The following is a 26881-nucleotide window of genomic DNA, read 5'->3' as shown; positions in this document are numbered from 1 at the left end:
TCGCCTTCATCCTTTCCGGATTCGCCGGCGGCGTTGGGGGCACAGCAACCGGCTGTCATCGCCAACGGACAGGAAGTGTACATCCTGGTGTTCTTGCTCTCAGCATTGGTAACGGTTGTCTTCACCCTCGTCTTTCGTTGAGCGATGGCTTTTCGTGCGCTGGCGAGCAGGGCGCGGTTTGATTGAAGCAAGGACGGGTTGAACGGATGAAGACGGTGCTTTGCTACGGCGATTCGCTGACCTGGGGTTACAATGCCGATGGTGGCCGCCATCCGCTGCAGGATCGCTGGCCAAGCGTGCTGCAGGCTGGGCTTGGCGGCGGCGTCCAGGTCATCGCCGACGGCCTCAATGGCCGCACCACGGCCTTTGACGATCATCTGGCTGGAGCCGATCGCAACGGCGCACGGCTGTTGCCGACGGTGCTGACGACGCACGCGCCGATCGACCTGATCGTCATCATGCTCGGCGCGAACGATATGAAGCCGTGGATCCACGGCAATCCGGTCGCGGCCAAGCAAGGCATCCAGCGGCTGATCGACATCGTGCGTGGCCATGACTATCCGTTCGACTGGCCGGCGCCACAAATACTCATTGTGTCGCCACCCGTTGTAAGCCGCACCGAAAATGCCGACTTCAAGGAAATGTTTGCCGGCGGTGACGATGCTTCAAGGCACCTGGCACCGCAATATGCGGCGTTGGCCGACGAAGTCGGTTGCGGCTTCTTCGATGCCGGCACCGTGGCGCAAACCACACCGCTCGATGGTGTCCATCTCGACGCCGAAAACACGCGAAACATCGGCAAGGCGCTGACACCGGTCGTGCGCGTCATGCTGGAATTGTGATTGAAGGAGAAAAATCGTGGCTGAGAACTACGACGTCATCATCATCGGCTCCGGCCCGGGCGGCTATGTCACGGCGGTGCGTTCCGCCCAGCTCGGCTTCAAGACGGCGATCGTCGAGCGCGAGCATCTCGGCGGCATCTGCCTCAACTGGGGCTGCATTCCGACCAAGGCGCTGCTGCGCTCGGCCGAGATCATGCACTATTCCGATCATCTGAAGGATTACGGCTTGAAGCTCGACGGCAAGGTCAGCGTCGACACATCGGCCGTTGTCGACCGCTCCCGCAAAGTCTCGCTGCGGCTCAATGGCGGCGTCGCCTTCTTGATGAAGAAGAACAAGGTCGACGTCATCTGGGGCGAAGCCAAGCTGTCTAAGCCGGGCGAGATTGTCGTGTCCAAGACCGCCAAGAAGCCGATGGAGCCGCAACCCCCGGTGCCGAAGGGCGTCAAGGGCGAGGGCACCTACACCGCCAAGCACATCATCCTGGCGACCGGTGCGCGGCCGCGCGCGCTGCCTGGTATCGAGCCGGACGGCAAGCTGATCTGGACCTATTTTGAAGCCATGGTGCCGAAGGAGATGCCAAAATCGCTGCTGGTGATGGGCTCAGGCGCCATCGGCATCGAATTCGCGTCCTTCTACCGCACCATGGGTGCCGACGTGACGGTCGTCGAATTGTTGCCGGCGGTGATGCCGGTCGAGGATGCCGAAGTCTCGAAATTCGCGCAAAGGCAGTTCGAGAGGCAAGGCATGAAGATCATCCTCGAGGCCAAGGTGACCAAGGTCGAAAAGGGGGCCAATTCGGTCACCGCGCATGTCGAGATGAAGGACGGCAAGGTCGAGAAGATCACCGCCGACCGCATGATTTCGGCCGTCGGCGTGCAGGGCAACATCGAGAATCTCGGCCTTGAAGCGCTTGGGGTGAAGACCGATCGCGGCTGTGTCTTGGTCGACGGCTATGGCAAGACCAACGTGCCCGGCATCTACGCCATCGGCGATGTCGCAGGCCCGCCGATGCTCGCCCACAAGGCCGAGCATGAGGGCGTCGTGTGCGTCGAAAAGATCGCCAATTTCCCTGGCGTGCATGCCATCGACAAGCTCAAGATCCCCGGCTGCACCTACTGCAACCCGCAGGTCGCCTCTGTCGGCCTGACGGAAGCCAAGGCCAAGGCCGAGGGCAAGGATATCCGCGTCGGCCGCTTCCAGTTCGCCGCCAACGGCAAGGCGATCGCGCTGGGCGAGGACCAGGGCTTCATCAAGACAATCTTCGACAAGAAGACCGGTCAACTGCTCGGCGCGCACATGGTCGGCGCCGAAGTGACCGAACTGATCCAGGGTTTTGTCGTGGCTATGAACCTCGAAACGACCGAGGAAGAACTGATGCACACCATCTTCCCGCATCCGACGCTGTCGGAGATGATGAAGGAAAGCGTGCTCGACGCCTATGGCCGCGCATTGAACGCATGATAGATTCGCCACAAGAGACTCAGCCGCGAAAGCCGCAGGATCTCTTCGGCAGCGTAGTTCGTTTCCGGATGCATTTTTACGTGCGCAAGGAGAAGGCAAATGCACTTGAACGGCGTGGGCTGGATCGCAGCCATCATCATCGGCGGCCTGGCAGGCTGGCTCGCCGAGATGGTCATGAAGAGCAACACCGGCATTTTCATGAACATTATCATGGGTATCGTCGGCGCAGTGGTGCTGAACGCAATCCTGCAGGCTCTCAATATCGGCGTGTTCGGCGTCGGCTGGACCGCCTATCTGATCACCGGCTTCATCGGTGCCTGCCTGCTGATCTGGGTCGGACGCCTGGTGCGCCGCTAAAGGCATATCGTTCCCGCTATGCGAAAACGGTTGTAGCGGCATGCGCCGCTGCAGCCTTTTTCTTTATACCGAAAAGTCCTAGATGACGTAAAAGTGACGATCGCCGACGGGCGATCGCGAGAAAAGCCAGGGTTCAGATGGTCACTGTCCTCGACACGATCACCAACGCGCCGCGACTGCGGCATCCCGAGAAGGCGCACAAGCCCGACCAGGAAGTTTTGCGCAAACCGGATTGGATCCGCGTCAAGGCGCCGGTCTCGAAGGGCTATGCCGAGACGCGTGAGATCGTCAAATCCCACAAGCTGGTGACGGTCTGCGAAGAGGCCGGGTGCCCCAACATTGGTGAATGCTGGGAAAAGAAGCACGCCACCTTCATGATCATGGGCGAGATCTGCACCCGCGCCTGTGCCTTCTGCAATGTCGCCACCGGCATTCCAACCGCGCTCGACCCTGATGAGCCTGCACGCGTCGCGCATGCCGTCAAGCAGATGGGGCTCAGCCACGTCGTCATCACCTCGGTCGACCGCGACGATCTCGCCGATGGCGGCGCGCAGCACTTCGCCGACGTGATCCGGGCCATCCGCGCGGCAACGCCGTCGACCACGATCGAAATCCTGACGCCCGATTTCCTGCGCAAGGACGGTGCGCTCGAGATCGTCGTGGCGGCCAGGCCCGACGTCTTCAACCACAATCTCGAAACCGTGCCGTCCAACTATCTTAAGGTCCGGCCGGGTGCGCGCTATTTCCACTCGATCCGGTTGTTGCAGCGGGTCAAGGAACTCGATCCGTCGATCTTCACCAAGTCCGGCATCATGGTCGGGCTGGGCGAGGAGCGGAATGAAATCCTGCAGCTGATGGACGATCTGCGTTCAGCCAATGTCGACTTCATGACCATCGGCCAATATCTGCAGCCGTCGAAGAAGCACCACCCGGTGATCCGCTTCGTCACCCCGGAGGAATTCAAATCCTTTGAGACGATCGGCCGGACCAAGGGTTTTCTGCTGGTGGCATCGAGCCCGCTGACGCGTTCATCGCACCACGCGGGCGACGATTTCGCCCGGCTACGCGCGGCGCGGGAAGCGCAGCTCCAGAAATCGCTCTGATGCATGTCGCCCAAAGTGACCTCGGTTTGGGAGAACGACATGCATAAAAACGAAGATTCTGAAGCGCGTCGCATGAATCCGTTTCGACGCGACCCGCTTTAGAGCCGTTCATGCCGAAATTCGAAGCCACCCGCCGCGTTACCCATACGCCGCAGCAGATGTTTGCGCTGGTTGCCGATGTCGAGGCCTATCCGCAATTCCTGCCGCTTTGCGAAGCGCTGACGGTGCGCTCGCGCAAGGAGCGTGATGGGCGTACCGTTCTCGTCGCCGACATGAGCATCGGCTACAAGGCCATCCGCGAAACCTTCACGACGCAGGTGCTGCTGAAGCCCGACGAGAACGCCATCGATGTGAAGTACATCGACGGCCCGTTCAAATATCTGAGCAATGTCTGGCGCTTCGAGCCCGATGGGGCCGGCTGTGCCGTCCGCTTCTTCATCGACTATGAGTTCAAGAGCCGCATCCTGGGCGCGGTGATGGGCACCATGTTCGACCGCGCCTTTCGCATGTTCGCCGAGGCTTTCGAAAAGCGCGCCGACGTCATCTATGGGGTTGCGCCGTCGGCCTGATGCTGGTCAAGCGCACGCAGACCCAACTCCAGCGCGTGCCTGACCGTCTCGCGGCGGATGAAAGCACGGCCCTTGTCGGCGAACAGCTGGCGTTCGGCGGTCACCGTTTGGCCAGCCAGGCCGACGCCAAACCAGACCAGGCCGACAGGTTTTTCCGCCGAACCGCCGCCAGGCCCGGCGATCCCGGTGACCGCCAGGGTCAACCCTGCGCGCGAGCGGGAAAGCGCACCGGCCGCCATCTCGATCGCTGTCTCCCGGGAAACCGCGCCATGCGCGTCGAGCGTGGCGGCGGAAACACCGAGCATGTCCATCTTGGCTTCGTTGGAATAGGTGATGAAGCCGCGATCGACCACGGCGGAGGAGCCTGCAATGTCGGTCAGCGCGGCAATGATCATGCCGCCGGTGCAGCTTTCCGCCGTCGCTATCATGATGCCGCGTTCGCGGCAGGCCTCGAACAGGGCAATTGCCAGCTCGCCGTTGCTCATTCCGGCACCTCGCCGGGGAAGACCACGCTGGCGGTGGCGATCGCCGCAATACCTTCCTCGCGGCCGACGAAGCCGAGTTTTTCGTTGGTTGTCGCCTTGATCGAGATGCGGTCGGCGGAAATCCCCAGCATTTGCGAAAGGGCCGATGTCATCGCCTCGCGGTGCGGGCCGACACGCGGCGCTTCACAGATCAACGTGATATCGGCATTGGCGATGCGTCCGCCGCGCTCGCGCACCACTCTCGCCGCATGTTCGACGAATATCCGCGACGCAGCACCCTTCCACTGCGGATCGGACGGGGGAAAATGCGTGCCGATGTCGCCGGCGCCGCAGGTCGCCAGCAGCGCATCGGTCAAGGCGTGCAGGCCGACATCAGCATCGGAATGGCCCGACAATTTCTTGTCGTGCGGGATGGCGACGCCGCACAGGGTCACGTGATCGCCGGCCTCGAAGGCATGGACATCGTAGCCGTTGCCGGTGCGGATGTCGGGGAAGTGTGTTCGTTCGCTGGAAAGTCGCTGGTGCGCCATGGCGATGTCCCGTGCCCAGGTGAGTTTGACATTGTCCGGCGAGCCCGGAACGAGCTTGACCGGAATATGCGCCCATTCGGCAATGGCCGCGTCGTCGGTGAAGTCGAGCTTGCCCAGCTGATGGGCCTTGTCGTGCGCGGCAAGGATCGGTTCGTAGGGAAAACCTTGCGGGGTTTGCGCCGCGTGCAGCCCGCTGCGGGAAACCGTTTCCGCCACGACGCCGGATGCCGACTCGCGCTTCAGCGTGTCGGCGACGGGCAGGGCAGGCAACGCCCCCTCGTGTTCGCTGATGGCGGCGATAGTGCGGTCGATCAAGTCCGCGTCGACGAAGGGGCGGACGGCATCGTGAATCAGAACCTGGCCCGGCGCGTGGCCCTTCAGCGCCAGCAGCCCGAGCCGGACGGACTCCTGCCTGGTCGGCCCGCCAATGACGGCGATGACACGCTGGGCCTGGGCACCCGCCGCCTGCCGGAACAGTTCGTGGTCGTCGGCGTGGATGGCGACGACAATCTGACCGGTTCGCGGATGGGCAAGAAACATCTCCAGCGTATGCGCAATGACGGCGCGGCCGCCGATGTTCTGGTATTGCTTGGGTCCGTTGGCCTGTCCGGCACGAGCGCCGCGGCCGGCGGCGACGATCACCACCGCAACCCCACCTGTCGCGCTCGAGTTTTCACTTCCGTCAGTCATGGCGATTGGCTTAGCGCACGATCCCCAAAAGTGTAATTGGTTTTCCGAAAAGATCGTGCGTCAAATATGAATTCCAAAGTGTCTCCAACGCGTCCTCAAGGGCGCAGGGCGGCCCGGGTCACGACAGCACCGAAGGCCGGCATTTTCCCAATTGCGCCTTAATGTGGCGTCATTCCGCGTTGCACATTGTGGCGGTTCTGGCTAGAGAATGTGCAACGAATGGACATGCTTGGTTTTTGTGCATGGTTAACCTGACCAAATTGGCCGCGCCTCTCGACGTCGGCGGCGTGGAAATCCGCAATCGCGTGTTCCTCGCGCCGATGTCGGGTATTACCGACGAGCCTTTCCGGCAGCGCGCGCATGCGCATGGCGCCGGCCTGGTCGTGTCCGAAATGGTGGCAAGCGGCGAACTCGCCAAGGGCAGGGCCGGCTTCGACCTGCGCATACGTCATTCCGGCCTGCCCGTCCATATGGTGCAGCTTGCGGGCCGCGAGGCGGCCCATATGGCCGAAGGCGCGCGGATCGCCGCCGGCGAGGGCGCCGACATCATCGACATCAACATGGGCTGCCCGGCCAAGAAGGTTACCGGCGGCTATGCCGGTTCGGCATTGATGCTCGACCTCGACCATGCGCTGTCGTTGATCGAGGCCGTGGTCGGCGCGGTCAAGGTGCCGGTGACGGTCAAGATGCGGCTGGGCTGGGACGAAGGTGCGCTCAATGCGCCCCTCCTGGCGCGCCGTGCCGAGCAAGCGGGCGTCAAGATGGTGACGGTGCATGGTCGCACGCGCTGCCAGTTCTATCAGGGCAAGGCCGACTGGTGTGCCATTGCTCGCGTCAAGGAAGCTGTGTCGATTCCCGTCGTTGCCAACGGCGATGTCTGCTCCCCGGCCGAAGCGGCGACCATTCTCGAGCAATCCGGCGCCGATGCCGTGATGGTCGGCCGCGCGCATTATGGCGCGCCCTGGATCGCCGGTGGCGTCGCGGCCGCGGCGGCAGGTGAAACGGCGGTCGACGTACCGCAAAATCCCGCGGCATTGGCCGACTATGTCGTCGCCCACTACGAGGACATGCTGGCGCTTTATGGCGTCGAGAGTGGCTTGCGGCAGGCGCGCAAGCATCTGGGCTGGTATCTCGATCGCCATGCCGTTGGCGTTGCCGACGACGACCGGAAAGCCATCCTGACCACGTTCGAGCCGGCCCGCGTCATTGCCTTGCTGCGAAATGTGTTCTCGCGAGATCCGCAACCCTTGAACCTGCGGAGCGCCGCATGAACGCCACCGCAGGCCAGGTCGCTGAAATGGCGGATGCCGCCCAGATCGTTCTCAACACCATCCGGCGTCCGGTGATCATGATCAGCGAGGAAGGTTTCATCACCTTCGCCAATGCCGATGCCGAGGACTTCTTTCGCTCCAGCGCGACCATGCTGGCGCGAAACACCCTGTCCAAGCTGATCCCCTTCGGCAGTCCGCTGCTGACCCTTGTCGATCAGGTGCGCGAGCGCCGGGCTCCGGTCAACGAATATCGCGTCGATGTGTCGTCGCCGCGCCTGGGCATCGAGAAGGTCGTCGATCTCTATGTCGCGCCGGTTCCGGAATTCCCGGGCTCTGTCGTGGTCATGTTCCAGGAACGCTCGATGGCCGACAAGATCGACCGGCAGATGACGCATCGTGGTGCGGCGCGCTCGGTGACCGGCCTGGCGGCGATGCTTGCCCATGAGATCAAGAACCCGCTCTCGGGCATTCGCGGTGCTGCCCAGTTGCTCGAACTGTCGGCCTCCGACGAGGACCGCGCTCTGACCCGGCTGATCACCGACGAGACGGACCGTATCGTGTCGCTGGTCGATCGCATGGAGGTGTTTTCCGACGAGCGGCCGATCGACCGTTACCCCGTCAACATCCATGTCGTGCTCGACCATGTCAAGGCGATCGCCAAGAACGGTTTTGCAAAGAAAATCAGGATATTGGAAGACTATGATCCATCATTGCCTCCGGTATTCGCCAACCGCGACCAGCTGATCCAGGTGTTCCTGAACCTGGTCAAGAACGCCGCTGAGGCGATTGGCAGCGACCCGCAGGGGGAGATCGTGCTGTCGACCGCCTTCCGGCCGGGCATCCGCGTTTCGGTTCCGGGCACGCAGGACCGCGTATCGCTGCCGCTGGAGTTTTGCGTACGCGACAATGGCTCCGGCGTCTCGGAGGACATCCTGCCGATCCTGTTCGATCCCTTCATCACCACCAAGCCGAACGGCTCGGGGCTGGGGCTGGCACTCGTCGCCAAGATCGTCGGCGAGCATGGCGGCATCATCGAATGCGACTCGACCCCGCGCGGAACCACCTTCCGCATCCTGATGCCGGCCTGGAAGGAAACGCCATTCGGTGCCGATGAAGACGGCGAAGGAGACCGCAAATGACCGCCCGCGGCAATATTCTCGTCGCCGATGACGATGCGGCGATCCGCACCGTGCTCAATCAGGCCCTCTCTCGCGTCGGCCATGAGGTGCGCGTAACCTCCAATGCCTCGACCTTGTGGCGTTGGGTGGCGGCGGGTGAGGGCGACCTCGTCATTACCGACGTGGTGATGCCGGACGAAAACGCCTTCGACATGCTGCCACGCATCAAGAAGGCGCGGCCGGAGCTGCCGGTTATCGTCATGAGCGCCCAGAACACGTTCATGACGGCGATTCGCGCATCCGAAACCGGCGCCTATGAATATCTGCCAAAGCCGTTCGACCTGACCGAACTCCTCAACATCGTCAACCGGGCGCTGTCGGAGCCGCGACGCCCGAAGATCGATGCCCGGCCGGATGAGCAGCCTGAAACGATGCCGCTGGTCGGCCGCTCGGCGGCCATGCAGGACATCTACCGCATGCTGGCGCGCATGATGCAGACCGACCTGACGGTGATGATCTCGGGTGAATCCGGCACCGGCAAGGAACTGGTGGCGCGTGCGCTGCATGAATATGGCCGCCGTCGCGGCGGCCCGTTCGTTGCCATCAACATGGCGGCGATCCCGCGCGACCTGATCGAATCAGAGCTGTTCGGGCACGAGAAGGGCGCCTTCACCGGCGCCCAGAACCGCTCCACCGGCCGTTTCGAACAAGCCGAGGGCGGCACCCTTTTCCTCGACGAGATCGGCGACATGCCGATGGAGGCGCAGACGCGCCTGCTGCGCGTCCTGCAGCAGGGCGAATATACGACGGTCGGCGGCCGTACGCCTATCAAGACCGACGTGCGCATTGTCGCCGCCACCAACAAGGATCTGCGCACCCTGATCAACCAGGGACTGTTCCGTGAGGATCTGTTCTACCGCCTCAACGTCGTGCCCCTCAGGCTGCCGGCATTGCGCGAGCGGTCCGAGGACGTGCCAGATCTCGTGCGCCACTTCTTCAAGCTTGGCGAGATGGAGGGGTTGCAGACCAAGCGCATCTCGTCCGGCGGCATTGAGCTGATGAAGCGCTACCCATGGCCGGGCAATGTACGCGAACTGGAAAACCTCGTTCGCCGGCTGGCCGCCCTCTATTCGCAAGACGAGATTTCCGCCGAGATCATCGAGGCGGAGCTCAAGACCGGGGAACGGCCCGTGGTCCCCGGCGGCGGTAACCTCATCCCCGACGACCTCTCCATCGGCCAGGCTGTCGAGCATTTCCTGCAGCGCTATTTCGCCTCGTTTGCCGGCGAATTGCCGCCGGCCGGGCTCTATCAGCGCATCCTGTCCGAAGTCGAATATCCGCTGGTCCTGGCCTCGATGACGGCGACTCGCGGCAACCAGATCAAGGCGGCGGAGCTGCTGGGCCTGAACCGCAACACGCTGCGCAAGAAGATTCGCGAACTCGGCGTCAATGTCTATAAATCGTCGCGGCCAGGCTGAGCGCTGATCCGATCCGGCTCTTTTCAGGGGACTGAGCGGCGAAAGATTTCCGCCATTGTCACACTTGTTGCATAATCGCCACAATGCGTTGCATAGATCGGACGCAATCATTGGCTCCAAGACGGCGACATGGCTCCGCAGGCACCCGTACTCAACCAACCGCTCTTCAGCGAACCCGGCGCGCGCGACGGTCGCCGCTTGCTGGCGCTGCCCGGCGTGGTGGCGGTCGTCGGCGCGCTGGTCATGGCGGCCATCTCCTTCACCATCCTGGTCGGCGCGACGCCGATCGCGCCTGACGCCAGGACGACCTGGGCGCTGATCGCGCTCAACGCCGCTTTCGTGCTGTTCCTCAGCGCCCTGGTCGGACGCGAGGTGCATCGCATCGTGATGGCGCGCCGGCACGGCAAGGCGGCCTCGCGGCTGCATGTGCGCATCGTTGCGATGTTCGCGCTGGTTGCCGCCATTCCCGCCATCATGGTGGCGATCATTGCCTCGATCACGCTCGATATCGGCCTCGACCGCTGGTTCGAGATTCGCACCAAGACGATCGTCAATTCCTCGCTGTCGATCGCCGATGCCTATGTCCAGGAAAACGCCCGCAATCTGCAAGGCACGACGTTGTCGATGGCCTATGACCTCGATGCGTCGCGCACGCTCTACGGCCTTGACCGGACGGGCTTTCTAGACCTCCTCAACAAGGAGGCGGTAGGCCGGTCGCTGGCCCACGCCGCGCTGATCAAGCCAGATGGCTCGTTCGTCATGAGCGCCCAGACCGATGCCGATTTCGCCATGCCGGAACCGCCGGAAGGCTCAGTCAGCAGCGCCACCGACGGCAGACCGGTGCTGATAGAGCCGCGCACCCGCAACATCATGGGCGCCATCGTCAAGCTGCGTGAGATCGAGGGCCTCTACCTCTACACCATCCGATTGGTTGATCCCGAGGTGATCAAGGCGCGGCAGATCGTCAGGTCCAATACGGACGAGTACCGCAATCTCGAAGACAACAGGCGCACCTCGCAAGTGGCCTTCGCGCTGCCGTATCTGTCGCTGACCCTGATCATCATCCTGTCGGCGATCTGGACCGGCATTGCCGTCGCCGACCGTCTTGTGCGGCCCATTCGCCAGCTCATCGGTGCCGCCGACGAGGTGGCCACAGGCAATCTCGACGTCGCTGTCCCCGTCAGGCCTTCCGATGGCGATGTCGCCTCGCTTGGCGACACTTTCAACAAGATGCTGCTCGAGCTCAAATCGCAACGCAACGAGATCCTGTCGGCAAAGGACCTGATCGACGAGCGGCGGCGCTTTTCCGAAGCCGTGCTTGCCGGTGTCACCGCCGGCGTCATCGGCGTCGATCCCTACGGCATCATCACCATCGTCAACCGTTCGGCCGAATCGATGCTGGCCATCTCAGCCAGTGCCGCGCTCGGGCAGAACCTTTCCGCCATCCTGCCGCATGTTGGCCGCGTCTTCGAGATCGGCCGCCAGTCAGGCAAGCCTGTCTACCGCGAGCAGGTGACGTTCTTCCGCGCCGGCACCGAGCGCACGTTCAACGTGCAGATCACCATCGAGGCCGGTGACGACGGCTCGGAGGAGAAATCCTACGTCGTGACCGTCGACGATATTACCGATCTGGTCCAGGCACAGCGTTCTTCCGCCTGGGCCGACGTGGCGCGCCGCATCGCCCACGAGATCAAGAACCCGCTGACGCCGATCCAGCTTTCGGCCGAGCGCATCAAGCGCCGTTACGGCAAGGTCATCACCGAGGACCGCGAGGTTTTCGACCAATGCACCGACACCATCATCCGGCAGGTCGAGGATATCGGCCGCATGGTCGACGAATTCTCCGCTTTCGCGCGCATGCCAAAGCCCGAGATGAAGGCCATCGATCTGCGCGAATCGCTGCGCGAGGCTTCGTTCCTGGTCGAGGTCAGCCGCGCCGACATCACCTTCGAGCGGATATTCGGCAACGAACCGCTCAAGGGCACGTTCGACAGCCGCCTTCTGGCGCAGGCTTTCGGCAATGTGATCAAGAATGCTGCCGAAGCGATCGATGGACTGGAACAGAAGGATGGTTCGCACGGCATAATCCGGATTCAAGCCGGCCGTCAGAATGGCGCGATTCGAATCGACGTCATCGACAATGGCAAAGGCCTGCCGCGGGAGAATCGCCAACGGCTGCTCGAGCCCTATATGACCACACGAGAGAAGGGCACCGGGCTTGGTCTGGCTATCGTCAAAAAGATCGTGGAGGACCATGGCGGCAGGCTGGAACTTCATGATGCACCTGCGGATTTCCATGGCGGGCGCGGCGCGATGATCAGCATCATTCTGCCGCCCGCGGCTGCCACGCCGCCGCGCGGTGAGGCCAAGACGGAACACGAAAGAGAAACTGAAAAGGTCGGTAATGGCGTCTGATATTCTCATCGTCGATGACGAGGAAGACATCCGCGAGCTCGTCGCAGGTATCCTGAGCGACGAAGGTCACGAAACCCGCACGGCATTCGACGCCGACAGCGCGCTGGCTGCCATAGCTGATCGTGCGCCGAGGTTGATTTTCCTCGATATCTGGCTGCAGGGTTCGCGTCTGGACGGCTTGGCACTGCTGGACGAGATCAAGACGATGCATCCCACCTTGCCGGTGGTGATGATCTCCGGCCACGGAAACATCGAAACGGCGGTCTCCGCCATCCGTCGTGGCGCCTATGATTTCATCGAGAAGCCGTTCAAGGCCGACAGGCTGATCCTCATTGCCGAGCGCGCGCTTGAAACCTCGAAACTGCGGCGCGAGGTGTCCGACCTCAAGCAGCGCAGCGGCGAGACCTTCGACTTGATCGGCATGTCGTCGGCGATGAGCCAGCTGCGTCAGACCATCGAGCGCGTCGCGCCGACCAACAGCCGTGTCATGATCATCGGTCCGTCCGGCTCGGGCAAGGAACTGGCGGCGCGCGCCATTCACACGCTGTCGGCGCGCAAGGGCGCGCCGTTCGTGACGCTGAGCGCCGCCAACATCACGCCGGAGCGCATGGAGATAGAACTGTTCGGCACCGAATCGAACGGTGTCGAGCGCAAGGTCGGCGCGCTGGAAGAGGCTCATCGCGGCATCCTCTATATCGATGAAGTGGCAGACATGCCGCGCGAGACGCAGAACAAGATCCTGCGCGTGCTGGTCGAGCAGCAGTTCGAGCGGGTAGGGGGCACAAAGCGGGTCAAGGTCGATGTCCGCATCATCTCCTCGACCTCGCAGAACCTGGAAGCCATGATCGCCGATGGCCGTTTCCGCGAGGATCTCTATCATCGCCTGGCGGTGGTTCCCGTGATGGTGCCGGGACTGGCCGAGCGGCGCGAGGACATTCCCTACCTGGTTGACAACTTCATGAAGCAGATCGCCCGCCAGGCCGGTATCAAGCCGCGTCGCATCGGCGACGACGCGCTGGCTGTGCTGCAGGCGCACAACTGGCCGGGGAACGTCCGCCAGCTGCGTAACAATGTCGAGCGCCTGATGATCCTGGCGCGGGGCGACGACGTCGATGCGCCGATCACGGCGGATCTGCTGCCGTCCGAGATCGGCGATGTCATGCCGCGCACGCCGAATCAGTCCGACCAGCACATCATGGCGCTGCCGCTGCGCGAGGCGCGTGAGCAGTTCGAGAAGGACTATCTGATCGCCCAGATCAACCGCTTTGGCGGCAATATCTCGAAGACGGCCGAGTTCATCGGCATGGAACGCTCGGCCCTGCACCGCAAGCTGAAGTCGCTGGGCGTCTGACAGGCGCGATGTCTGTTCAGCCACGCCTGGGCCAAGCATTTGCCGGTTACGGCCAAGGCGGAATCGCATAAGAAAGCCCGAGAGTTTTCCAGGGGTCGCCAATGCCGCGCATTGCCTATGTCAACGGGCGCTACGTCGCTCACGCGGATGCTTCCGTGCATATCGAGGATCGCGGCTACCAATTCGCCGACGGCGTCTATGAGGTCTGCGAGGTGGCGCGCGGCTTTATCGTCGACATGCCGCGCCACCTTGCGCGGCTGAACCGCTCGCTGACCGAACTGTCGATCGCCTGGCCGGTCGCGTGCAACGTGCTGCCGCTCATCCTGCGCGAAGTGGTCAACCGCAACCATGTCGTAAACGGTCTGGTCTATGTCCAGGTGACGCGCGGTGTCGCAAGCCGCGACTTTGTCTTCCCATCGGCGGACACCAAGCCGTCCCTGGTGGTGACAGCCAAGAAGGCCGATCCCGCCGCCGGCACAAAGCGAGCCGAAACAGGCATAGCGGTCATCACCGTGCCCGAGAACCGCTGGGACCGGGTGGACATCAAGAGCGTCGGACTGCTGCCCAATGTATTGGCCAAGCAGAAAGCCAAGGAAGCGGGCGCCCAGGAGGCATGGTTCGTCGACACCGACGGCAACGTCAAGGAAGGCGGGTCGTCGAACGCCTGGATCGTTACCAAGGACGGCGTCCTGGTCACCAGGCCGGCCGATCATGGCATCCTGCGCGGCATCACCCGCACGACCATGTTTGAGGTGGCGGCAAAGCTCGGCCTGAAGATCGAGGAGCGCGGTTTTTCCGTTGCCGAGGCCAAGGTGGCGCGCGAGGCTTTCATCAGTTCCGCGACCACGATTGCCATGCCGGTCGTATCGATCGACGGCGATCCGGTCGCCAATGGTCACCCCGGCTCAATAACACTTTCGTTGCGGCAAGCCTTTTTTGACGTTGCGGAAAAAAGTCCAGCCTGATAACCGCACAGGTGGAATGAACATCAATATATCTCGTTCTGCTTGTCGTTACTGACGACAAGACGGTGTTTGCGCGCTTGACATGTGCCCGACAATTTGGCGCATTGGCTAGCAAACCGAAGGGGATCGGCGAAAGACAAGAACAATGGCGGAACGATCGCAAAACCTTCAGGACCTGTTCCTGAATTCAGTTCGCAAGAGCAAGAACCCGCTCACCATCTTCCTCATCAACGGCGTGAAGCTGACCGGCGTGGTCACTTCTTTCGATAATTTCTGTGTGCTGCTGCGCCGCGACGGTCACTCCCAGCTCGTCTACAAGCACGCCATTTCCACGATCATGCCGAGCCAGCCGGTTCAGATGTTCGATGGCGAGGAAAGCCAGGGCGCCTGATTGGCACGTGAGAAAGACGCGGACGCTACGGTTCGCGGAAAACCAGCACATCATCCCGGGACGGAAGCCAAGGGGCCGACCCGGGCTGTCGTCATTGTACCTGTGCTTACCCGCCAGCCGCGCGGCGACGACGATACCAACCGTCCTCGCTTGACGCGGTCCGCTGAAGCCCGCCACGACGAGGCGGTCGGCCTTGCCCGGGCCATCAATCTCGACCCCGTCCATACGGCTGTCGTGACCGTCAACGACCCACGCCCGGCGACGTTGCTCGGCAGCGGCAAGGTCGAAGAGTTTGCCGAGATCGTCAAGGAGAAGGACGCGGAGCTGGTCATCGTCGACCATCCTCTGACCCCGGTGCAGCAGCGCAATCTCGAGAAGGAACTGCATGCCAAGGTGTTGGACCGCACCGGATTGATCCTCGAGATCTTTGGCGAGCGCGCCCGCACCAAGGAAGGCACGCTGCAGGTCGAACTTGCCCATCTCAACTACCAGAAGGGCCGCCTTGTCCGCAGCTGGACCCACCTTGAACGTCAGCGCGGCGGCGCCGGCTTCCTCGGCGGCCCCGGCGAAACCCAGATCGAATCCGATCGGCGGCAGTTGCAGGAAAAGATCATCAAGCTGAAGCACGAGCTGGAAACGGTTCGCCGTACCCGCGACTTGCACCGCGCCAAGCGCAAGAAGGTGCCGTTCCCGGTGGTGGCGATCGTCGGCTACACCAATGCCGGCAAGTCGACGCTGTTCAACAGGCTGACTGGAGCGGACGTGCTGGCGCAGGACATGCTGTTCGCCACGCTCGACCCGACGCTGCGCCGCGTGCGCCTGCCGCATGGCACGCCGATCATCCTGTCGGACACGGTCGGTTTCATTTCGGATCTGCCGACGCATCTGATCGCGGCTTTTCGCGCGACGCTGGAAGAGGTGGTCGAGGCCGATCTCGTCATCCATCTGCGCGACATCTCCGATCCCGACACGGCCGCACAGGCAGAGGATGTCGAGCGCATCCTGGCCGACCTCGGCGTAGACGCCAGTGATACCAAGCGTGTGATCGAGGTCTGGAACAAGATCGATCTTTTGGACGAAGGCAACAGGAGCCGGCTGCTCGCCGATGCCGCCGACGGCAGCAAGGGCCCGCCGATCGCCGTGTCGGCGGTGACCGGCGAGGGCATCGACGCGCTGAAAGCGCTCATCGAGACACGCATGGCGGGCGAGCTCGAAGACCTGACGGTGACGATCGAGCCGGCGCAGTTCGGTCTTGTCGACTGGCTTTACCGCAATGGCGATGTCGTTTCGCGCACCGACAATGACGACGGCAGCGCCACCATCTCGCTCAAGGCCACGCAAAGCGCCCGCGAAGAGATCGAGAGCCGATTGCGTCGTAAAAACAACGGGTAGCCCGGAGCAATTCCAGGAAAGCGTGCAGTGCTTTCCGTCCGGAATTGCTGGTTGACAGGCCTACTTCGCGCTCTTCGCTTCCTGCCAGAGCGCTTCCATCTCGGCCAGGGTGGCCTTTTCCAGCGTATTGCCTGACTTTTCCAGGGCCTGCTCGACATAGTGGAAGCGTGAGCGGAATTTTTCATTCGTACCGCTCAGCGCCGCTTCCGAATCGAGCTTGAGATGCCGACCGAGATTGACGACGGCGAACAGCATGTCGCCGAATTCGTCCGTGATCGCGGCCATTTCGCCCTTGGCCAGCGCCTCGCGCAACTCACCGATCTCTTCCTCGATCTTGTCGAGGATGGGTGCCGCCTCGCTCCAGTCGAAGCCGACACGGGCAGCCTTCTCCTGAAGTTTCAACGCCCGCGTCAAAGCGGGCAGGGCGACCGGAACGCTGTCCAGGAACCCCTTGCCATTGTCCTCCGGGTCGAGGCCGCGCGCGAGGCGGGCTTGTCGCTTCTCCGCCTTCTCCTCGGCCTTGATCTTTTCCCACATGCCCTTGGCCATGCCGGCGCTGCGCGCCTTCTCGTCGCCGAAGACATGCGGATGGCGACGGATCATCTTGGTGGTGATAGCCTGGACCACGTCCGGGAAGGCGAATTCACCCGCTTCCTCGGCCATTTGCGCATGATAGACGACCTGCAGCAGGAGGTCGCCGAGCTCGTCGCGCAGGTCATCGAGATCACCACGGGCGATGGCATCCGCCACCTCATAGGCTTCCTCGATCGTGTAGGGGGCGATGGTCGAGAAATCCTGCTCGATGTCCCATGGACAGCCTGTTTTCGGCGCGCGCAGCGCCGCCATGATCTCGATCAGGCGCGAAATGTCTTTCGATGGCGTCATGCGGCGGATGCTACCCTGCGGCCCGACGCGCGGCCAATGTTGTCAGCCGGCGAGGAGGCCTTGTCCACAGGTGAGCCGCTTCAGTCGATCACGGAGACGATGGCCTTGGCGAGGTCATCCATGCCGTCTTCAGGCAGCCCGGCGACGTTGATGCGGCTGTCGCCGACCATGTAGACGCCATGTTCGGTGCGCAGCCGCTCGACCTGCGCTTCCGTGAGGCCAAGTCGCGAGAACATGCCGCGATGGCTGGCGACGAAGTCGAAGCGGTCGGAGTTGGATTGCCGGCGCAGTGCCTCGGCGAACTGGACGCGAAGCCGAAGCATGCGCAGGCGCATCTCTTCCAGCTCGGCTTCCCAGTCGGCACGCAAGGTGGCGTCTTCCAGGACGATGCGCACGGCCGCCGCACCATGGTCCGGCGGCATCGAATACATGGCGCGCGCCGCCGACAGCATCTGGCTCATCGCCACATCCGCCTGTGCGCCGTCCCTGGCCAAGACCATCGCCGCACCGACACGGTCGCGGTAGACGGCGAAATTCTTCGAGCAACTGGAGGCAACGACCATTTCCGGCACTTTCGCCGCCAGCAGGCGCAAGCCGAGGGCATCGGCATCGAGGCCGTCGCCAAAGCCCTGATAGGCAATGTCGACGAATGGCAGCAGCCCACGCTCTACGACCAGATCGGTGACGGTCTCCCACTGCGCCGCATTCAGGTTGGCGCCGGTCGGGTTGTGGCAGCAGCCATGCAGCAGCACCACGTCGCCGCTCTGTGCCGTCCGCAACGCCGCCAGCATGTCGTCGAAACGAACCGCACCCGAGGCCGCATCGAAATAGGGGTATTCACGGATTTGCAGGCCGGCGGCACGCATCACCGGCATATGGTTCGGCCAGGTCGGGTCAGACAGCCAGACGGTGGCATCCGAGCGCGTCCGCTTCAGCAGCTCCGCCACAAGGCGCAACGCGCCGGAGCCGCCAGGCGCCTGTGCCGCCCGGATGCGCGTCATGTCCGCCCCCGGGCCGAAGGCGAGCTTGGCCATCACCGCGTTGAAACCGACATCGCCGGCAAGGCCAAGATAGGTCTTGGTGTCCTGGCTGTTCAGCAGCCGCTTTTCGGCCTCGCGCACGGCGCGCATCACCGGCGTCTTGCCGTCGCGATCCTTGTAGACGCCGACGCCGAGGTCGACCTTGTTGGGGCGCGGATCGGCGCGATAGAGGCCGATTAGTGCCAGGATCTTGTCGGCGGGAGCTGGCTGCAGGTCTTCAAACATCACTATGGTTCCGTTGGCGCGGCGGAGTGATACGCAAATCGAACGCGCTTCGCCAGCGGTTTTAGTTGTGCGAAACAGAAGGCGGCACCCAAGGGTGTGGCCTTTCGATCGAAACGATAGCCGCTATTCTAATCGCTGCGTATGCGCCGCTTCGAAAGCGGCTTGGGGATGACTGCTTTATGCTCGTACGGCTGACGATGATCTGCAACGGCGCCACGGCCGCGACACGCCTGGGAGCGTTCCCTGCGGACGAGCCGTTGGAGCCGCGATCGCTGATGCTGGCGAAGGCGATGCGCGGGACGCTGCGTCGCGCCGAACGCGTGTGGACCGCGCCCTCGCTTCGTGCCCGGCAGACCGCCGAGGCGCTGGGGCTGGAGGCATCGGTCGAACCGCTCCTGGCGGACCAGGATCATGGAAGCTGGGCCGGCAAGAGCTTTGAGGAGATTCAGGCCGAGCAGCCGGAGGATATCGCCGCCTGGCTTACAGATCCCAATGCAGCACCGCATGGCGGCGAGTCGCTGGCCGACGTTGCCCGTCGGGCCTCCAACTTGATGAACCGGCTAATCGCCGAGCGCGGTCACACGATCGCGCTGACCCATGCCAGCGTCATTCGCACAGCAATCTTGCATGTTCTCGGCGCGCCGCTTGCCGCCATCTGGAAGATCGACATCGAGCCGCTGAGCATCACCGATTTTCGCAGCGACGGCCGCAGATGGGTGTTGCGCGCCTGCGGCGTGACTACGCCCAAACCGGCAAAGCCGCTTCGCCCCTGAGAGCCGGGCGGGCGACGGGCGCAAATGCGATCCTCCGGCGGAGCCCGTCGAAGAAAAATGGCGAGGTCGGGATTAAAATCCCCACATGCTCCGTAAACAGGGCATGAAACGGTCGATGCCACGCTTTGACATCATAGGACAGCTCGGATCGCTAAGGCGCTACGCGCAGTCGCTGACGCGCGACAGTGCGGATGCCGAGGATCTCGTGCATGACGCGCTGGTGCGCGCCTATGAGCGGCGCGGCACTTTCCGCTCCGGCGGAAACCTTCGCGCGTGGCTGCTCTCGATCGTTCACAACGCCTTTGTCGACCGCATGCGCTCGCGCCGCTCGGAAGCGGCGCGCATCGAACAGGCCGGATACCTGGCCGACACCGCCACGCCAGCTCCGCAGGAGCATTCGGTGCGCCTGGCGCAGGTGCGGGAAGCCTTTTTCAACCTGCCGGAAGAGCAGCGTTCGGCGCTGCATCTGGTCGCCATCGAAGGGCTTTCCTATCAGCAGGCGGCCAATGCCACGGGTGTGCCGCTGGGCACGCTGATGTCGCGCATCGGCAGGGCGCGCGCCGCCTTGCGCCAGATGGAAGACGCCGCCCCGGGGCGCGGCAAGAATCATCTCAGGATCGTGGGAGGTGAGCAATGACCGCTCTTGTCGACCCCGTTACGGACACCGACCTCGACGCCTATGTCGATGAGCAACTGGATGTCACCCGCCGCATCGAGGTGGAAGCATTCCTGTCCACACGTCCGGAGGCTGCCGCCCGCGTGATGTCGGATCTGCGGACCCGCGACGAACTGCGCGTGGCGCTCGCCGGCTCCAAGGGCATGGCGCGGCCGGCGACCGCTGACGCGGCGCGGCGTCTGGAGAGGGGGCTTGCCCGCGGCCGCATCTTCGGCGTGTTGCAGCGTGCCGCCGCCGTTGCCGCCTTCGTTGCCGCCGGCTGGCTGGCGAACGGCATCATCGGCCCGATGTCCGTGACCAAGGTCGTCGCTTCGCCGCAGCCGCCCGCTTATGTCGACGAGGCGGTGCGGGCACACAGGACGACGCTGGTGCGCGAAGCCATGCCCTCGCAGCCGGAAGCGCCCAATTACAATGCCGGAGAGATCCGCGCCGCCACCGCGATCGTCATGCCGTCGCTGCCCAAGGACTGGAAGGTGCGCGACGTGCAGATCTATCCGTCGCGCTTCGGCCCGAGCGTCGAGATGGCTGTCGACACCAAGGATATGGGTCTGGTGTCGCTGTTTGCGATCCGGCCGGGAACCTTCGACGTGGTCAAGCCGACGGTCGCGCCCTCGGGCGATATTTCCTCGGCCTATTTCCAGATCGGCGAAGTTGCCTACGCGGTGGTCGCGAAGAGCGGCGTCCATGACCTGGACCGCGCCGCCGAGACGCTCGCCAGAACACTTTACTGACCGATCCAAAGGAGACTGCAGATGAATACGCCCAATCTGGGATATCGCGTTGGCACCGGCGCCCAAACCGGAGCCGTCTTTGACGAGGGCCTGCGCCAGCACATGCTGCGCGTCTACAACTATATGGGCCTTGGCCTCGTGGTCACCGGCCTTGTCGCCTTCCTGGTGTCGTCGACGCCGGCGCTCTACGTGCCGATCTTCTCCAGCCCGCTGAAGTGGGTGGTGATGCTGGCGCCGCTCGCCTTCGTCATGCTGTTTTCGTTCAAGATGCAGACCATGTCGGCGGCCAGCGCCCAGATGATGTTCTGGGCCTTCTGCGCGGTGATGGGCCTGTCGCTCGCCTCCGTGTTCCTGGTCTTCACCGGAACCAGCATCGCCCGCACCTTCTTCATCGCCGCAACCATGTTCGGCGCCACCAGCCTCTATGGCTACACGACCAGGCGCGACCTGACGCAGTTCTCGTCGTTCCTGATCATGGGCCTGATCGGCGTGGTGATCGCCAGCATCGTCAACATCTTCCTTGGCTCGACCGCGCTGCAGTTTGCCATTTCGGTGATCGGCATCGCCGTCTTCATCGGCCTGACTGCCTGGGACACGCAGACGATCAAGGAACAGTATGCTGAGAATTTCGACGCGGAATCGCGCCAGAAGCTCGCCGTCTTCGGCGCCTTCTCGCTCTACCTGAACTTCATCAACATCTTCCAGCTGCTGCTGAATTTCACCGGCGAACGGGAGTAACGACTGTCCGCTGTGGGCAAGGGTGGGGTTCTCGCCCTTGATGCGGAGAGGTGGCCGGAGGAGAGATCCTCCGGCCACAATTCGTTCCGGCCCAATCCGTTCCGACACGACCCGGCTTGAGTCCCCGGGGGCTTTTGCTAGTCTGCCGCCAGCTTCAACGCCGGCCCGCGAGGACATATGGCACAGGACAGCCAAACGCTTCGTGGCGACGGCATCTCGGCTGTCATAGTCGGGCAGGGTGCCGAACTGGTTTCGCTGCAGGATGCGCAAGGGTTTGAGTTCCTGTGGCAGGCCGGTCCAGAGTGGCGACGCCATTCGCCGGTCCTGTTCCCGATCGTCGGCCGGCTGAAGGGCGACCAACTGCGCCATCGTGGCCGCACCTATCCGATGACACAGCACGGCTTCGCCCGCGACAAGCCGTTCACCTGGGAGGAGAGGGGACCCCACTCCTGCACGCTGGTCCTCACCGACGACGCCGACACGCGCGCGCACTATCCCTTCGCCTTCCGACTCGCCGTGACCTACACGCTCGACCGTCAGCAGCTTGGCGTGACCTTCGCGATCACCAACACCAGTGACGAGCCATTGCCGGCTTCGATCGGCGCGCATCCGGCATTCAACTGGCCATTGCTGCCGGAATTGCCCAAGGAGGCCTATCGGCTGACCTTTGCGGAGACCGAGCCAGCGCCGATCCGCCGGCTGAAGGATGGCCTTTTGCTCCCGGCAGCGCGGCCGACACCCATTGAAGGCAAGACGCTTCCACTATCCGAACGCCTGTTCGATGACGACGCCGTCATTCTCGATCGGCCCGCCAGCACCAGCGTGCGCTACGCCGCCGACCACGGTCCGGCGATCGAAATGTCATGGCAGGGAACAGAGGAACTCGGCATCTGGTCCAAGCCGGGCGGCGCGCCGTTCCTGTGCATCGAACCGTGGCACGGCATTGCAAGCCCAGCCGATTTCGACGGCGAATTCAGCGAGAAACCTGGCGTGATGCTGATCGAGCCGGGAGCGAAGCGTTCTCTGGGCTACCGGATCAGCCTGGAGCTGGGGCGGCGGTGATCACCGGACGGCCAACCGCATAACCAACGCCGTGGGGCATCAAATGAAACTTGGCTTCATCGGCACAGGCACGCTCACGGCTGCCATCGTTACCGGGCTCAAATCCGTAGCCGACGATCCGGTTTCGGTCGTGTTGTCGCCGCGCAACGAAGAGATCGCCTCGAATCTCGCTTCCCGCTATCCGAATGTGCATGTCGCCGCCGATAATCAGGCGGTCCTCGACGTGTGCGACACCGTCATGCTGGCGGTCCGGCCGCAGATTGCCCATCAGGTGCTGCCAGAGTTGCGGTTCCGGCGCGGCCATCATGTCATCAGCCTGATCGCCACGTTGTCACGCGAGGAAATCATCGGCCTGACGGCCCCAGCGACCCGCGTGACGAAAGCGCTTCCCATGCCGATGGTCGCTCACCGGTTGGGGGCGACAATTATTTACCCGCCTGATCCGGATGTGACGGCGTTGCTCGGCGGGCTGGGGAAGGTGATCGAGGTCGAGAACTCGCAAGAGTTCGATGCGTTGAGCGTGGCGACCGCGACCTATGCCGCCTATTTCAAATACCTCGATACGATCCATCACTGGTTGAAAGCGCATGGCGTTCCAGACACGAAGGGGCGCGATTATATCGCGGCGCTGTTCAAGGGGCTTGGGCACGCGCCGGAGACGGCGCCTGATGCGGATTTCGCCCATCTGGCGCAGGACTATGCGACCCGTGGCGGCATCAATGAGCAGGTTCTGAACGAGCTCACGGCCCACAACGTCTTTGAGGCGTTGGCGGAAAGCCTGGACGGTGTCCATCGGCGCATTTCGGCGGCCGGCGCCACATAGCTGGCAAGCCTTGTGGTCACCGTCCTGCTTGACCGCCAATCGGGGCCTGCTTGTTCGAAACAGAGGAAAGTCGGTTTTCAAATCTGCCGGACGATTGTGCCGATCACATTCACGAGAACACGCGCTGCGGTCAGGGCCGACATTCCGTCGATATCGGCGGGCGGATAGAGTTCGACAAGGTCGAATCCCGCGATCCTGGCCCGCTTGCCGAGGCCCGCGATCAGGTCGATGGCCTGTGTATAGGTGAGGCCGCCTGGCGTGCGCGCCGCCACGCCCGGCATGATGCCGGGATCAAGGCTGTCGCAATCGAAAGTGACGACGACCCGCGCGCCTTCCGGAATATGCCTGAGCGCCGCTTCCACGCCTTGAGCATGAATTTCGCGGGCGGTCACGAAACGGCTGCCATAGTGCCGCGCCGCTTCGATTTCAGCGAGGCGTGCGCTGCCGACGCTGCGCAGGCCGACCTGCACCATGCCCGCGACATGCGCCATCTCGCTCGCCCGCCGCATCGGGCTCGAATAGCCGTAGCGTTCGCCATGCACCTCGTCGCGCCAATCGATATGGGCATCGATCTGCAGGATCCAGATCGGTCCGTGATCGGCAAAGCCGGCAAGGAACGGCGTGACGACGGAATCGTCACCGCCAAGCAGGATTGGCACGGCCGGCAAGGCCAGGACCTCACGCGTCCTGGCTTCGATCCGGACCCTGTTTTCGGTATTGTCGTGCAGGATGGTCGAGATGTCGCCGGCGTCGACGCAGCAGACTGGCTTGCCGTCGAACAACGGACCGCCGAGATCGAAATCCCAGTGCTCAACGAGCGGAGCATCACCCTGGCTGGCCGCGCGTATGGCGTCGGCGGCCAAGGCATGGCCGCTGCTGTCCTGGCCGGGATAGGTGCTGCCATGGCCGGCTCCGAAGATCACCGCACGGGGCGTGCGGCCGTCGGCGAGGCGGTCGGGAAGGCCGAGGAATGATGGCGACATTTTCTTGATGGTCCTGATGACACGGACTGGGAGGTTATCGCGTAACAGCGGTTGCCGCAAAGTAGGCCGTCTTTGTGGATCGGGAAGCTCGACGCCTTCGATCGCCCCCTGAGCTGTTGCGATTGTAGTCGATTGTCGTGTCGTCGATCTCGCGACGGATCTGTTCCAGACGCCTCTCGAAAAGGCGACCTACCTCATATTAGTGACCTCTTGTGAAGTCCTTCACATACAAATTCGTGCGTGGCGTACAAGATGTGCCAGAACAGAAATTTATCTGCCCTTTGCAAATAGATCTTAGAGAAAAAACATCAGATCAAACGAGAGACATGGTCTTTTGCAAATAGGATGAATTTTCGTTCTAGTCACAATAATTGTGGTGGAGCCAAACAAAGGAGATAAAAATGTACAAGATCATTACAGCTGCATCAGCGTTGCTTATGCTTACGGCACCTTCGTTCGCGATCGACTCGACCTTCGTCCACAGCCTTCGTGCCGACAATGGCGACTTCGAGGCCCCGGGAGAGGTCAAGGGCCAACATCCATTGGCTTCGGAAGAAGCGGTGTATGGGTTCCAGACAGGATCGATCGGGTTGGCTGGTGGCGTTTCGAACTCCAGTTGCATGGGGGTCAGCCCGCACCAGTATGACCCTGTCAGCCCCAATTGCCGCAACTGAGATACAAGTGGGGAGCGGTGGTCAGCGCCACCGCTCTCCCGCCTCAGGCGAACATTTCCACGGATTGTCAGGATCCGATGTGGTGGCCCTCGTTCCACCCATGTGAATTGGCGACGTCAGTTGTCGTTCTGTGTCTCGGCCAGATGACGAAGGGCGCCGAAATTGGTTATTCGCAGGCCACCACGCTTGATTGCGATGATCGAGCGGTTGCGCCAATTGTTGAGCGTCTTGTTGACGGACTCGCGCGTGGCGCCGAGGAATTCGGCCAGTTCAGACTGGGAAATCGGTATCCAGCCTGACCCATCCGCCATTACGCCAGCCAGGAAGACCAGCCGCTTCGCCAGCCTCGCCTCAATGCCGAAGAAAGCATGATCCCCAAGTTCGCTGCTGATCCAACGCAGCCGTGCGCACAACAGCTCAATCATGGCACGTGCCAGTGATGGGTTTCTTTCAATGCGATCGAAGAGTTGCACCCGGCCGAGCGAGGCCAGATCGCAAGCGGTGAGGCAGATGGCGGTTGCGGTGCGCGGGCGCCCGTCGAGCGCGCCAACCTCTCCGACCAGGCTGTGCGCAAGCTCGATATTGGCCACCAGCCTCTGGCCTCCCTGCGAATAGATCGAGATCTCCACCGTCCCGCTCATCACCCCGTAAATGCGATCGGATGGATCTTCCTGAACGAAGAGATGCTGACCAGCCGCGTAGCGTTCGACCTTGCAGCCGCTGAAGAGAAGATCGAACAGGCGTGGGTCGATCCGTGCAAGGCGCGGCAGATCATTTCCATCGTTCGCGCTGCCGGAGGCCATGTTGATTTCCCAATTGCCGCCTCGCTACCCCTGTTCGAGGATCTCCTCGATCGTGGATGGAAGAAGCGTGGCGCCATGCATGGCGGAGATGCCCATGACGGTTTCGTGCTCGGCTGTCAGGGGCAGGGCGTCGATCGTGCGGTAGAGCCGGTCGCGGTGTCCGGGATCGAGCTCACCGTGGTCGATGAGCGTCTGGAAAGCCGCATGCGGAAACCCCGTCGCGGAGATCAGCGTCTGGATCAGCGTCGGTGTCGGCGGGTGTCCCTCCATCAACGCGACGAAACCAAGGAACGCGACGGGGTGATGGTGATGGATCCAGTAGTACTGCGCTCCCACCAGGCTCGCGACCGAGGGAGATGGTATGCGGCTCAGCGCCGTCGCCCGCTTCACACCCAGCAGTTCGAGGTCGTCGAGCAGCAAGTCATCATGCCCCAACTCCTCCTTGACGTGCTCCTCCAGGTATCGGACCAGACCGGACGCGATAGGGTCAGTAGCCGCCATTTTCTCGGCTCGCTCCGCTGCTACTTCCGTCAAGGGCACTGTCGCACGAATGATTTGGTGCTGAGTGAGCAGGAACTGCGGCCAAAAGTCAGCAAGCCTCGGATGCGTCACAAGGGTGCGACATGACTTTGCGTATGGTTGGACCACAAGGTCGATCTTCCGCCGGAGACGAACGCTCGGCGTAGTAGCGGCCCCAACCTCGATCCCGCCCATGCCGGCATCCCGGTGGTTAAGAAGCATTCCGCTGGTTAAGAAGCATCCCGTTGGTTAAGAAGCTCGGCTAGTGAACCTTGATGACGATGCCGTCATCCGCTTCCTCCAGGTCCTTCCCCAGCTTCCTTAGAAGGGCTATCTCGCCCCCCGAGAGACTGGCAAATGTCTCCCACGCGTCCTCTGGGAGGGCATCCGCCGAGACCTCCATGTCGTCGAGATACTTTTTGACGTGTGCTGGCAATTCTACTGCCATCGCCCATCCTCCAGTTATCTTAGACCATCCTAAACTATCCTAGACTAAGATGGGCCTGTCAAGAGGGCGGCCTTGCCCTCCG

28 protein-coding genes are annotated in these 26881 nt (G+C 62.7%); 20 read left to right on the top strand and 8 right to left on the bottom strand.

The features are described 5' to 3' along the window. The first annotated feature begins 206 nt into the window (after positions 1-206). The 5 genes from FJ977_RS19785 to FJ977_RS19765 all read left to right on the top strand — a co-directional run bounded on the left by FJ977_RS19785 (position 207) and on the right by FJ977_RS19765 (position 4333). On the top strand, positions 207-842 hold the full coding sequence (locus tag FJ977_RS19785; protein ID WP_140773876.1) for an SGNH/GDSL hydrolase family protein: 636 nt from the start codon (positions 207-209) through the stop codon (positions 840-842). 16 nt (positions 843-858) lie between these two features. Next, positions 859-2304 carry a dihydrolipoyl dehydrogenase gene (gene lpdA, locus FJ977_RS19780; RefSeq protein ID WP_140773875.1) on the top strand — a complete coding sequence of 482 codons (1446 nt, stop codon included), beginning with the start codon at positions 859-861 and terminating at the stop codon, positions 2302-2304. Between the two features lie 99 nt (positions 2305-2403). Continuing rightward, positions 2404-2661: a GlsB/YeaQ/YmgE family stress response membrane protein gene (locus FJ977_RS19775; protein ID WP_027142753.1), complete on the top strand. Its 258-nt coding sequence runs from the start codon at positions 2404-2406 to the stop codon at positions 2659-2661. A gap of 137 nt (positions 2662-2798) precedes the next feature. Beyond that, entirely contained in the window at positions 2799-3764 is a 966-nt protein-coding gene (lipA, locus tag FJ977_RS19770) for a lipoyl synthase (RefSeq protein WP_140773874.1), read from the top strand. A gap of 110 nt (positions 3765-3874) precedes the next feature. Continuing rightward, positions 3875-4333: a type II toxin-antitoxin system RatA family toxin gene (locus FJ977_RS19765; protein WP_140773873.1), complete on the top strand. Its 459-nt coding sequence runs from the start codon at positions 3875-3877 to the stop codon at positions 4331-4333. Here FJ977_RS19765 and FJ977_RS19760 read toward each other — a convergent pair. Both FJ977_RS19760 and FJ977_RS19755 read right to left on the bottom strand, forming a co-directional pair. Then, positions 4309-4818: a CinA family protein gene (locus tag FJ977_RS19760; protein WP_140773872.1), complete on the bottom strand. Its 510-nt coding sequence runs from the start codon at positions 4816-4818 to the stop codon at positions 4309-4311. The two genes, FJ977_RS19765 and FJ977_RS19760, sit on opposite strands and share 25 nt — an antisense overlap. Continuing rightward, entirely contained in the window at positions 4815-6038 is a 1224-nt protein-coding gene (locus FJ977_RS19755; protein ID WP_140773871.1) for a bifunctional 2-C-methyl-D-erythritol 4-phosphate cytidylyltransferase/2-C-methyl-D-erythritol 2,4-cyclodiphosphate synthase, read from the bottom strand. Before FJ977_RS19755 ends, FJ977_RS19760 begins: the two co-directional genes overlap by 4 nt. 242 nt (positions 6039-6280) lie before the next feature. Between FJ977_RS19755 and dusB the strand changes: the two genes are divergently transcribed. From dusB to hflX, 8 genes are all read left to right on the top strand, one after another. After that, entirely contained in the window at positions 6281-7309 is a 1029-nt protein-coding gene (gene dusB / locus FJ977_RS19750; protein WP_140773870.1) for a tRNA dihydrouridine synthase DusB, read from the top strand. Continuing rightward, on the top strand, positions 7306-8448 hold the full coding sequence (locus FJ977_RS19745; protein WP_140773869.1) for a nitrogen regulation protein NR(II): 1143 nt from the start codon (positions 7306-7308) through the stop codon (positions 8446-8448). The genes dusB and FJ977_RS19745 overlap by 4 nt, the downstream gene beginning before the upstream one ends. Further along, positions 8445-9905 carry a nitrogen regulation protein NR(I) gene (ntrC, locus tag FJ977_RS19740; protein WP_010909344.1) on the top strand — a complete coding sequence of 487 codons (1461 nt, stop codon included), beginning with the start codon at positions 8445-8447 and terminating at the stop codon, positions 9903-9905. Before FJ977_RS19745 ends, ntrC begins: the two co-directional genes overlap by 4 nt. A 129-nt stretch (positions 9906-10034) precedes the next feature. After that, the gene (locus tag FJ977_RS19735) at positions 10035-12320 is read left to right on the top strand and encodes a PAS domain-containing sensor histidine kinase (protein WP_140773868.1); all 2286 of its coding nucleotides are present in this window, start codon (positions 10035-10037) and stop codon (positions 12318-12320) included. Beyond that, positions 12310-13671, top strand: a complete 1362-nt coding sequence (locus FJ977_RS19730; RefSeq protein ID WP_010909346.1) for a sigma-54 dependent transcriptional regulator — start codon at positions 12310-12312, stop codon at positions 13669-13671. The genes FJ977_RS19735 and FJ977_RS19730 overlap by 11 nt, the downstream gene beginning before the upstream one ends. Before the next feature lie 101 nt (positions 13672-13772). Then, complete coding sequence (locus FJ977_RS19725; protein WP_140773867.1) at positions 13773-14636, top strand: D-amino-acid transaminase; 864 nt, start codon at positions 13773-13775, stop codon at positions 14634-14636. Positions 14637-14781: 145 nt separating this feature from the next. After that, a complete protein-coding gene (gene hfq, locus FJ977_RS19720; RefSeq protein ID WP_006202172.1) occupies positions 14782-15027 on the top strand; it encodes an RNA chaperone Hfq in 246 nt (81 codons plus the stop codon). Beyond that, positions 15028-16419, top strand: a complete 1392-nt coding sequence (gene hflX / locus FJ977_RS19715) for a GTPase HflX (RefSeq protein WP_140773866.1) — start codon at positions 15028-15030, stop codon at positions 16417-16419. 60 nt (positions 16420-16479) lie between these two features. Here hflX and mazG read toward each other — a convergent pair whose 3' ends face one another. Together mazG and FJ977_RS19705 are read right to left on the bottom strand one after the other, a co-directional pair. Next, positions 16480-17304 carry a nucleoside triphosphate pyrophosphohydrolase gene (mazG, locus tag FJ977_RS19710; protein WP_140773865.1) on the bottom strand — a complete coding sequence of 275 codons (825 nt, stop codon included), beginning with the start codon at positions 17302-17304 and terminating at the stop codon, positions 16480-16482. A gap of 80 nt (positions 17305-17384) precedes the next feature. Further along, positions 17385-18569, bottom strand: a complete 1185-nt coding sequence (locus FJ977_RS19705) for an amino acid aminotransferase (protein WP_140773864.1) — start codon at positions 18567-18569, stop codon at positions 17385-17387. 179 nt (positions 18570-18748) lie between these two features. Here FJ977_RS19705 and FJ977_RS19700 point away from each other — a divergent pair, with 179 nt between their 5' ends. The 6 genes from FJ977_RS19700 (at position 18749) to FJ977_RS19675 (ending at position 23372) form a co-directional block, all read left to right on the top strand. Continuing rightward, positions 18749-19342, top strand: a complete 594-nt coding sequence (locus tag FJ977_RS19700) for a histidine phosphatase family protein (RefSeq protein WP_140773863.1) — start codon at positions 18749-18751, stop codon at positions 19340-19342. Positions 19343-19427: 85 nt separating this feature from the next. Continuing rightward, complete coding sequence (locus FJ977_RS19695) at positions 19428-19979, top strand: sigma-70 family RNA polymerase sigma factor (protein WP_140773862.1); 552 nt, start codon at positions 19428-19430, stop codon at positions 19977-19979. Then, positions 19976-20749, top strand: coding sequence for an anti-sigma factor (locus tag FJ977_RS19690; protein ID WP_140773861.1), 774 nt, complete (start codon positions 19976-19978; stop codon positions 20747-20749). The genes FJ977_RS19695 and FJ977_RS19690 overlap by 4 nt, the downstream gene beginning before the upstream one ends. A 21-nt stretch (positions 20750-20770) precedes the next feature. After that, on the top strand, positions 20771-21487 hold the full coding sequence (locus tag FJ977_RS19685; protein WP_056577346.1) for a Bax inhibitor-1/YccA family protein: 717 nt from the start codon (positions 20771-20773) through the stop codon (positions 21485-21487). A 177-nt stretch (positions 21488-21664) separates the two neighbouring features. Next, positions 21665-22549, top strand: coding sequence for an aldose 1-epimerase family protein (locus FJ977_RS19680; protein ID WP_140773860.1), 885 nt, complete (start codon positions 21665-21667; stop codon positions 22547-22549). A gap of 43 nt (positions 22550-22592) precedes the next feature. After that, positions 22593-23372 carry a pyrroline-5-carboxylate reductase gene (locus tag FJ977_RS19675; RefSeq protein ID WP_140773859.1) on the top strand — a complete coding sequence of 260 codons (780 nt, stop codon included), beginning with the start codon at positions 22593-22595 and terminating at the stop codon, positions 23370-23372. 77 nt (positions 23373-23449) lie between these two features. Here the strand turns inward: FJ977_RS19675 and FJ977_RS19670 are convergent, their stop codons facing one another. Then, positions 23450-24355, bottom strand: coding sequence for an agmatinase (locus FJ977_RS19670; RefSeq protein WP_140773858.1), 906 nt, complete (start codon positions 24353-24355; stop codon positions 23450-23452). 401 nt (positions 24356-24756) lie between these two features. On the opposite strand from FJ977_RS19670, the gene FJ977_RS19665 reads away from it, so the two are divergent. Next, positions 24757-25029, top strand: coding sequence for a hypothetical protein (locus FJ977_RS19665; protein ID WP_140773857.1), 273 nt, complete (start codon positions 24757-24759; stop codon positions 25027-25029). A 116-nt stretch (positions 25030-25145) separates the two neighbouring features. Here FJ977_RS19665 and FJ977_RS19660 read toward each other — a convergent pair whose 3' ends face one another. The 3 genes from FJ977_RS19660 to FJ977_RS19650 all read right to left on the bottom strand — a co-directional run bounded on the left by FJ977_RS19660 (position 25146) and on the right by FJ977_RS19650 (position 26799). Then, a complete protein-coding gene (locus FJ977_RS19660; RefSeq protein WP_140773856.1) occupies positions 25146-25832 on the bottom strand; it encodes a Crp/Fnr family transcriptional regulator in 687 nt (228 codons plus the stop codon). Positions 25833-25856: 24 nt separating this feature from the next. Beyond that, positions 25857-26333, bottom strand: coding sequence for an iron-containing redox enzyme family protein (locus FJ977_RS36320; RefSeq protein WP_281406828.1), 477 nt, complete (start codon positions 26331-26333; stop codon positions 25857-25859). Positions 26334-26613: 280 nt separating this feature from the next. Continuing rightward, the gene (locus FJ977_RS19650) at positions 26614-26799 is read right to left on the bottom strand and encodes a hypothetical protein (RefSeq protein WP_140773854.1); all 186 of its coding nucleotides are present in this window, start codon (positions 26797-26799) and stop codon (positions 26614-26616) included. Between the last annotated feature and the right edge of the window lie 82 nt (positions 26800-26881).

The sequence above is a fragment of the Mesorhizobium sp. B2-1-3A genome, from assembly GCF_006442655.1.
In the GTDB taxonomy this organism is placed as follows: domain Bacteria; phylum Pseudomonadota; class Alphaproteobacteria; order Rhizobiales; family Rhizobiaceae; genus Mesorhizobium.
Note: the sequence above shows the minus strand (reverse complement) of the source record. Positions and strands in the feature narration are given on the sequence as shown.

Coding starts and splice junctions, on each gene's coding strand:
- FJ977_RS19725 (WP_140773867.1), top strand. CDS start 13,773: ATGCCGCGCATTGCCTATGTCAACGGGCGCTACGTCGCTCACGCGGAT.
- FJ977_RS19650 (WP_140773854.1), bottom strand. CDS start 26,799: ATGGCAGTAGAATTGCCAGCACACGTCAAAAAGTATCTCGACGACATG.
- FJ977_RS19660 (WP_140773856.1), bottom strand. CDS start 25,832: ATGGCCTCCGGCAGCGCGAACGATGGAAATGATCTGCCGCGCCTTGCA.
- hfq (WP_006202172.1), top strand. CDS start 14,782: ATGGCGGAACGATCGCAAAACCTTCAGGACCTGTTCCTGAATTCAGTT.
- FJ977_RS36320 (WP_281406828.1), bottom strand. CDS start 26,333: ATGGCGGCTACTGACCCTATCGCGTCCGGTCTGGTCCGATACCTGGAG.
- lipA (WP_140773874.1), top strand. CDS start 2,799: ATGGTCACTGTCCTCGACACGATCACCAACGCGCCGCGACTGCGGCAT.
- FJ977_RS19775 (WP_027142753.1), top strand. CDS start 2,404: ATGCACTTGAACGGCGTGGGCTGGATCGCAGCCATCATCATCGGCGGC.
- FJ977_RS19700 (WP_140773863.1), top strand. CDS start 18,749: ATGCTCGTACGGCTGACGATGATCTGCAACGGCGCCACGGCCGCGACA.
- FJ977_RS19765 (WP_140773873.1), top strand. CDS start 3,875: ATGCCGAAATTCGAAGCCACCCGCCGCGTTACCCATACGCCGCAGCAG.
- FJ977_RS19670 (WP_140773858.1), bottom strand. CDS start 24,355: ATGTCGCCATCATTCCTCGGCCTTCCCGACCGCCTCGCCGACGGCCGC.
- FJ977_RS19705 (WP_140773864.1), bottom strand. CDS start 18,569: ATGTTTGAAGACCTGCAGCCAGCTCCCGCCGACAAGATCCTGGCACTA.
- FJ977_RS19675 (WP_140773859.1), top strand. CDS start 22,593: ATGAAACTTGGCTTCATCGGCACAGGCACGCTCACGGCTGCCATCGTT.
- FJ977_RS19785 (WP_140773876.1), top strand. CDS start 207: ATGAAGACGGTGCTTTGCTACGGCGATTCGCTGACCTGGGGTTACAAT.
- FJ977_RS19685 (WP_056577346.1), top strand. CDS start 20,771: ATGAATACGCCCAATCTGGGATATCGCGTTGGCACCGGCGCCCAAACC.
- FJ977_RS19755 (WP_140773871.1), bottom strand. CDS start 6,038: ATGACTGACGGAAGTGAAAACTCGAGCGCGACAGGTGGGGTTGCGGTG.
- dusB (WP_140773870.1), top strand. CDS start 6,281: ATGGTTAACCTGACCAAATTGGCCGCGCCTCTCGACGTCGGCGGCGTG.
- mazG (WP_140773865.1), bottom strand. CDS start 17,304: ATGACGCCATCGAAAGACATTTCGCGCCTGATCGAGATCATGGCGGCG.
- FJ977_RS19680 (WP_140773860.1), top strand. CDS start 21,665: ATGGCACAGGACAGCCAAACGCTTCGTGGCGACGGCATCTCGGCTGTC.
- FJ977_RS19665 (WP_140773857.1), top strand. CDS start 24,757: ATGTACAAGATCATTACAGCTGCATCAGCGTTGCTTATGCTTACGGCA.
- ntrC (WP_010909344.1), top strand. CDS start 8,445: ATGACCGCCCGCGGCAATATTCTCGTCGCCGATGACGATGCGGCGATC.
- FJ977_RS19695 (WP_140773862.1), top strand. CDS start 19,428: ATGCTCCGTAAACAGGGCATGAAACGGTCGATGCCACGCTTTGACATC.
- FJ977_RS19760 (WP_140773872.1), bottom strand. CDS start 4,818: ATGAGCAACGGCGAGCTGGCAATTGCCCTGTTCGAGGCCTGCCGCGAA.
- FJ977_RS19730 (WP_010909346.1), top strand. CDS start 12,310: ATGGCGTCTGATATTCTCATCGTCGATGACGAGGAAGACATCCGCGAG.
- FJ977_RS19745 (WP_140773869.1), top strand. CDS start 7,306: ATGAACGCCACCGCAGGCCAGGTCGCTGAAATGGCGGATGCCGCCCAG.
- FJ977_RS19690 (WP_140773861.1), top strand. CDS start 19,976: ATGACCGCTCTTGTCGACCCCGTTACGGACACCGACCTCGACGCCTAT.
- FJ977_RS19735 (WP_140773868.1), top strand. CDS start 10,035: ATGGCTCCGCAGGCACCCGTACTCAACCAACCGCTCTTCAGCGAACCC.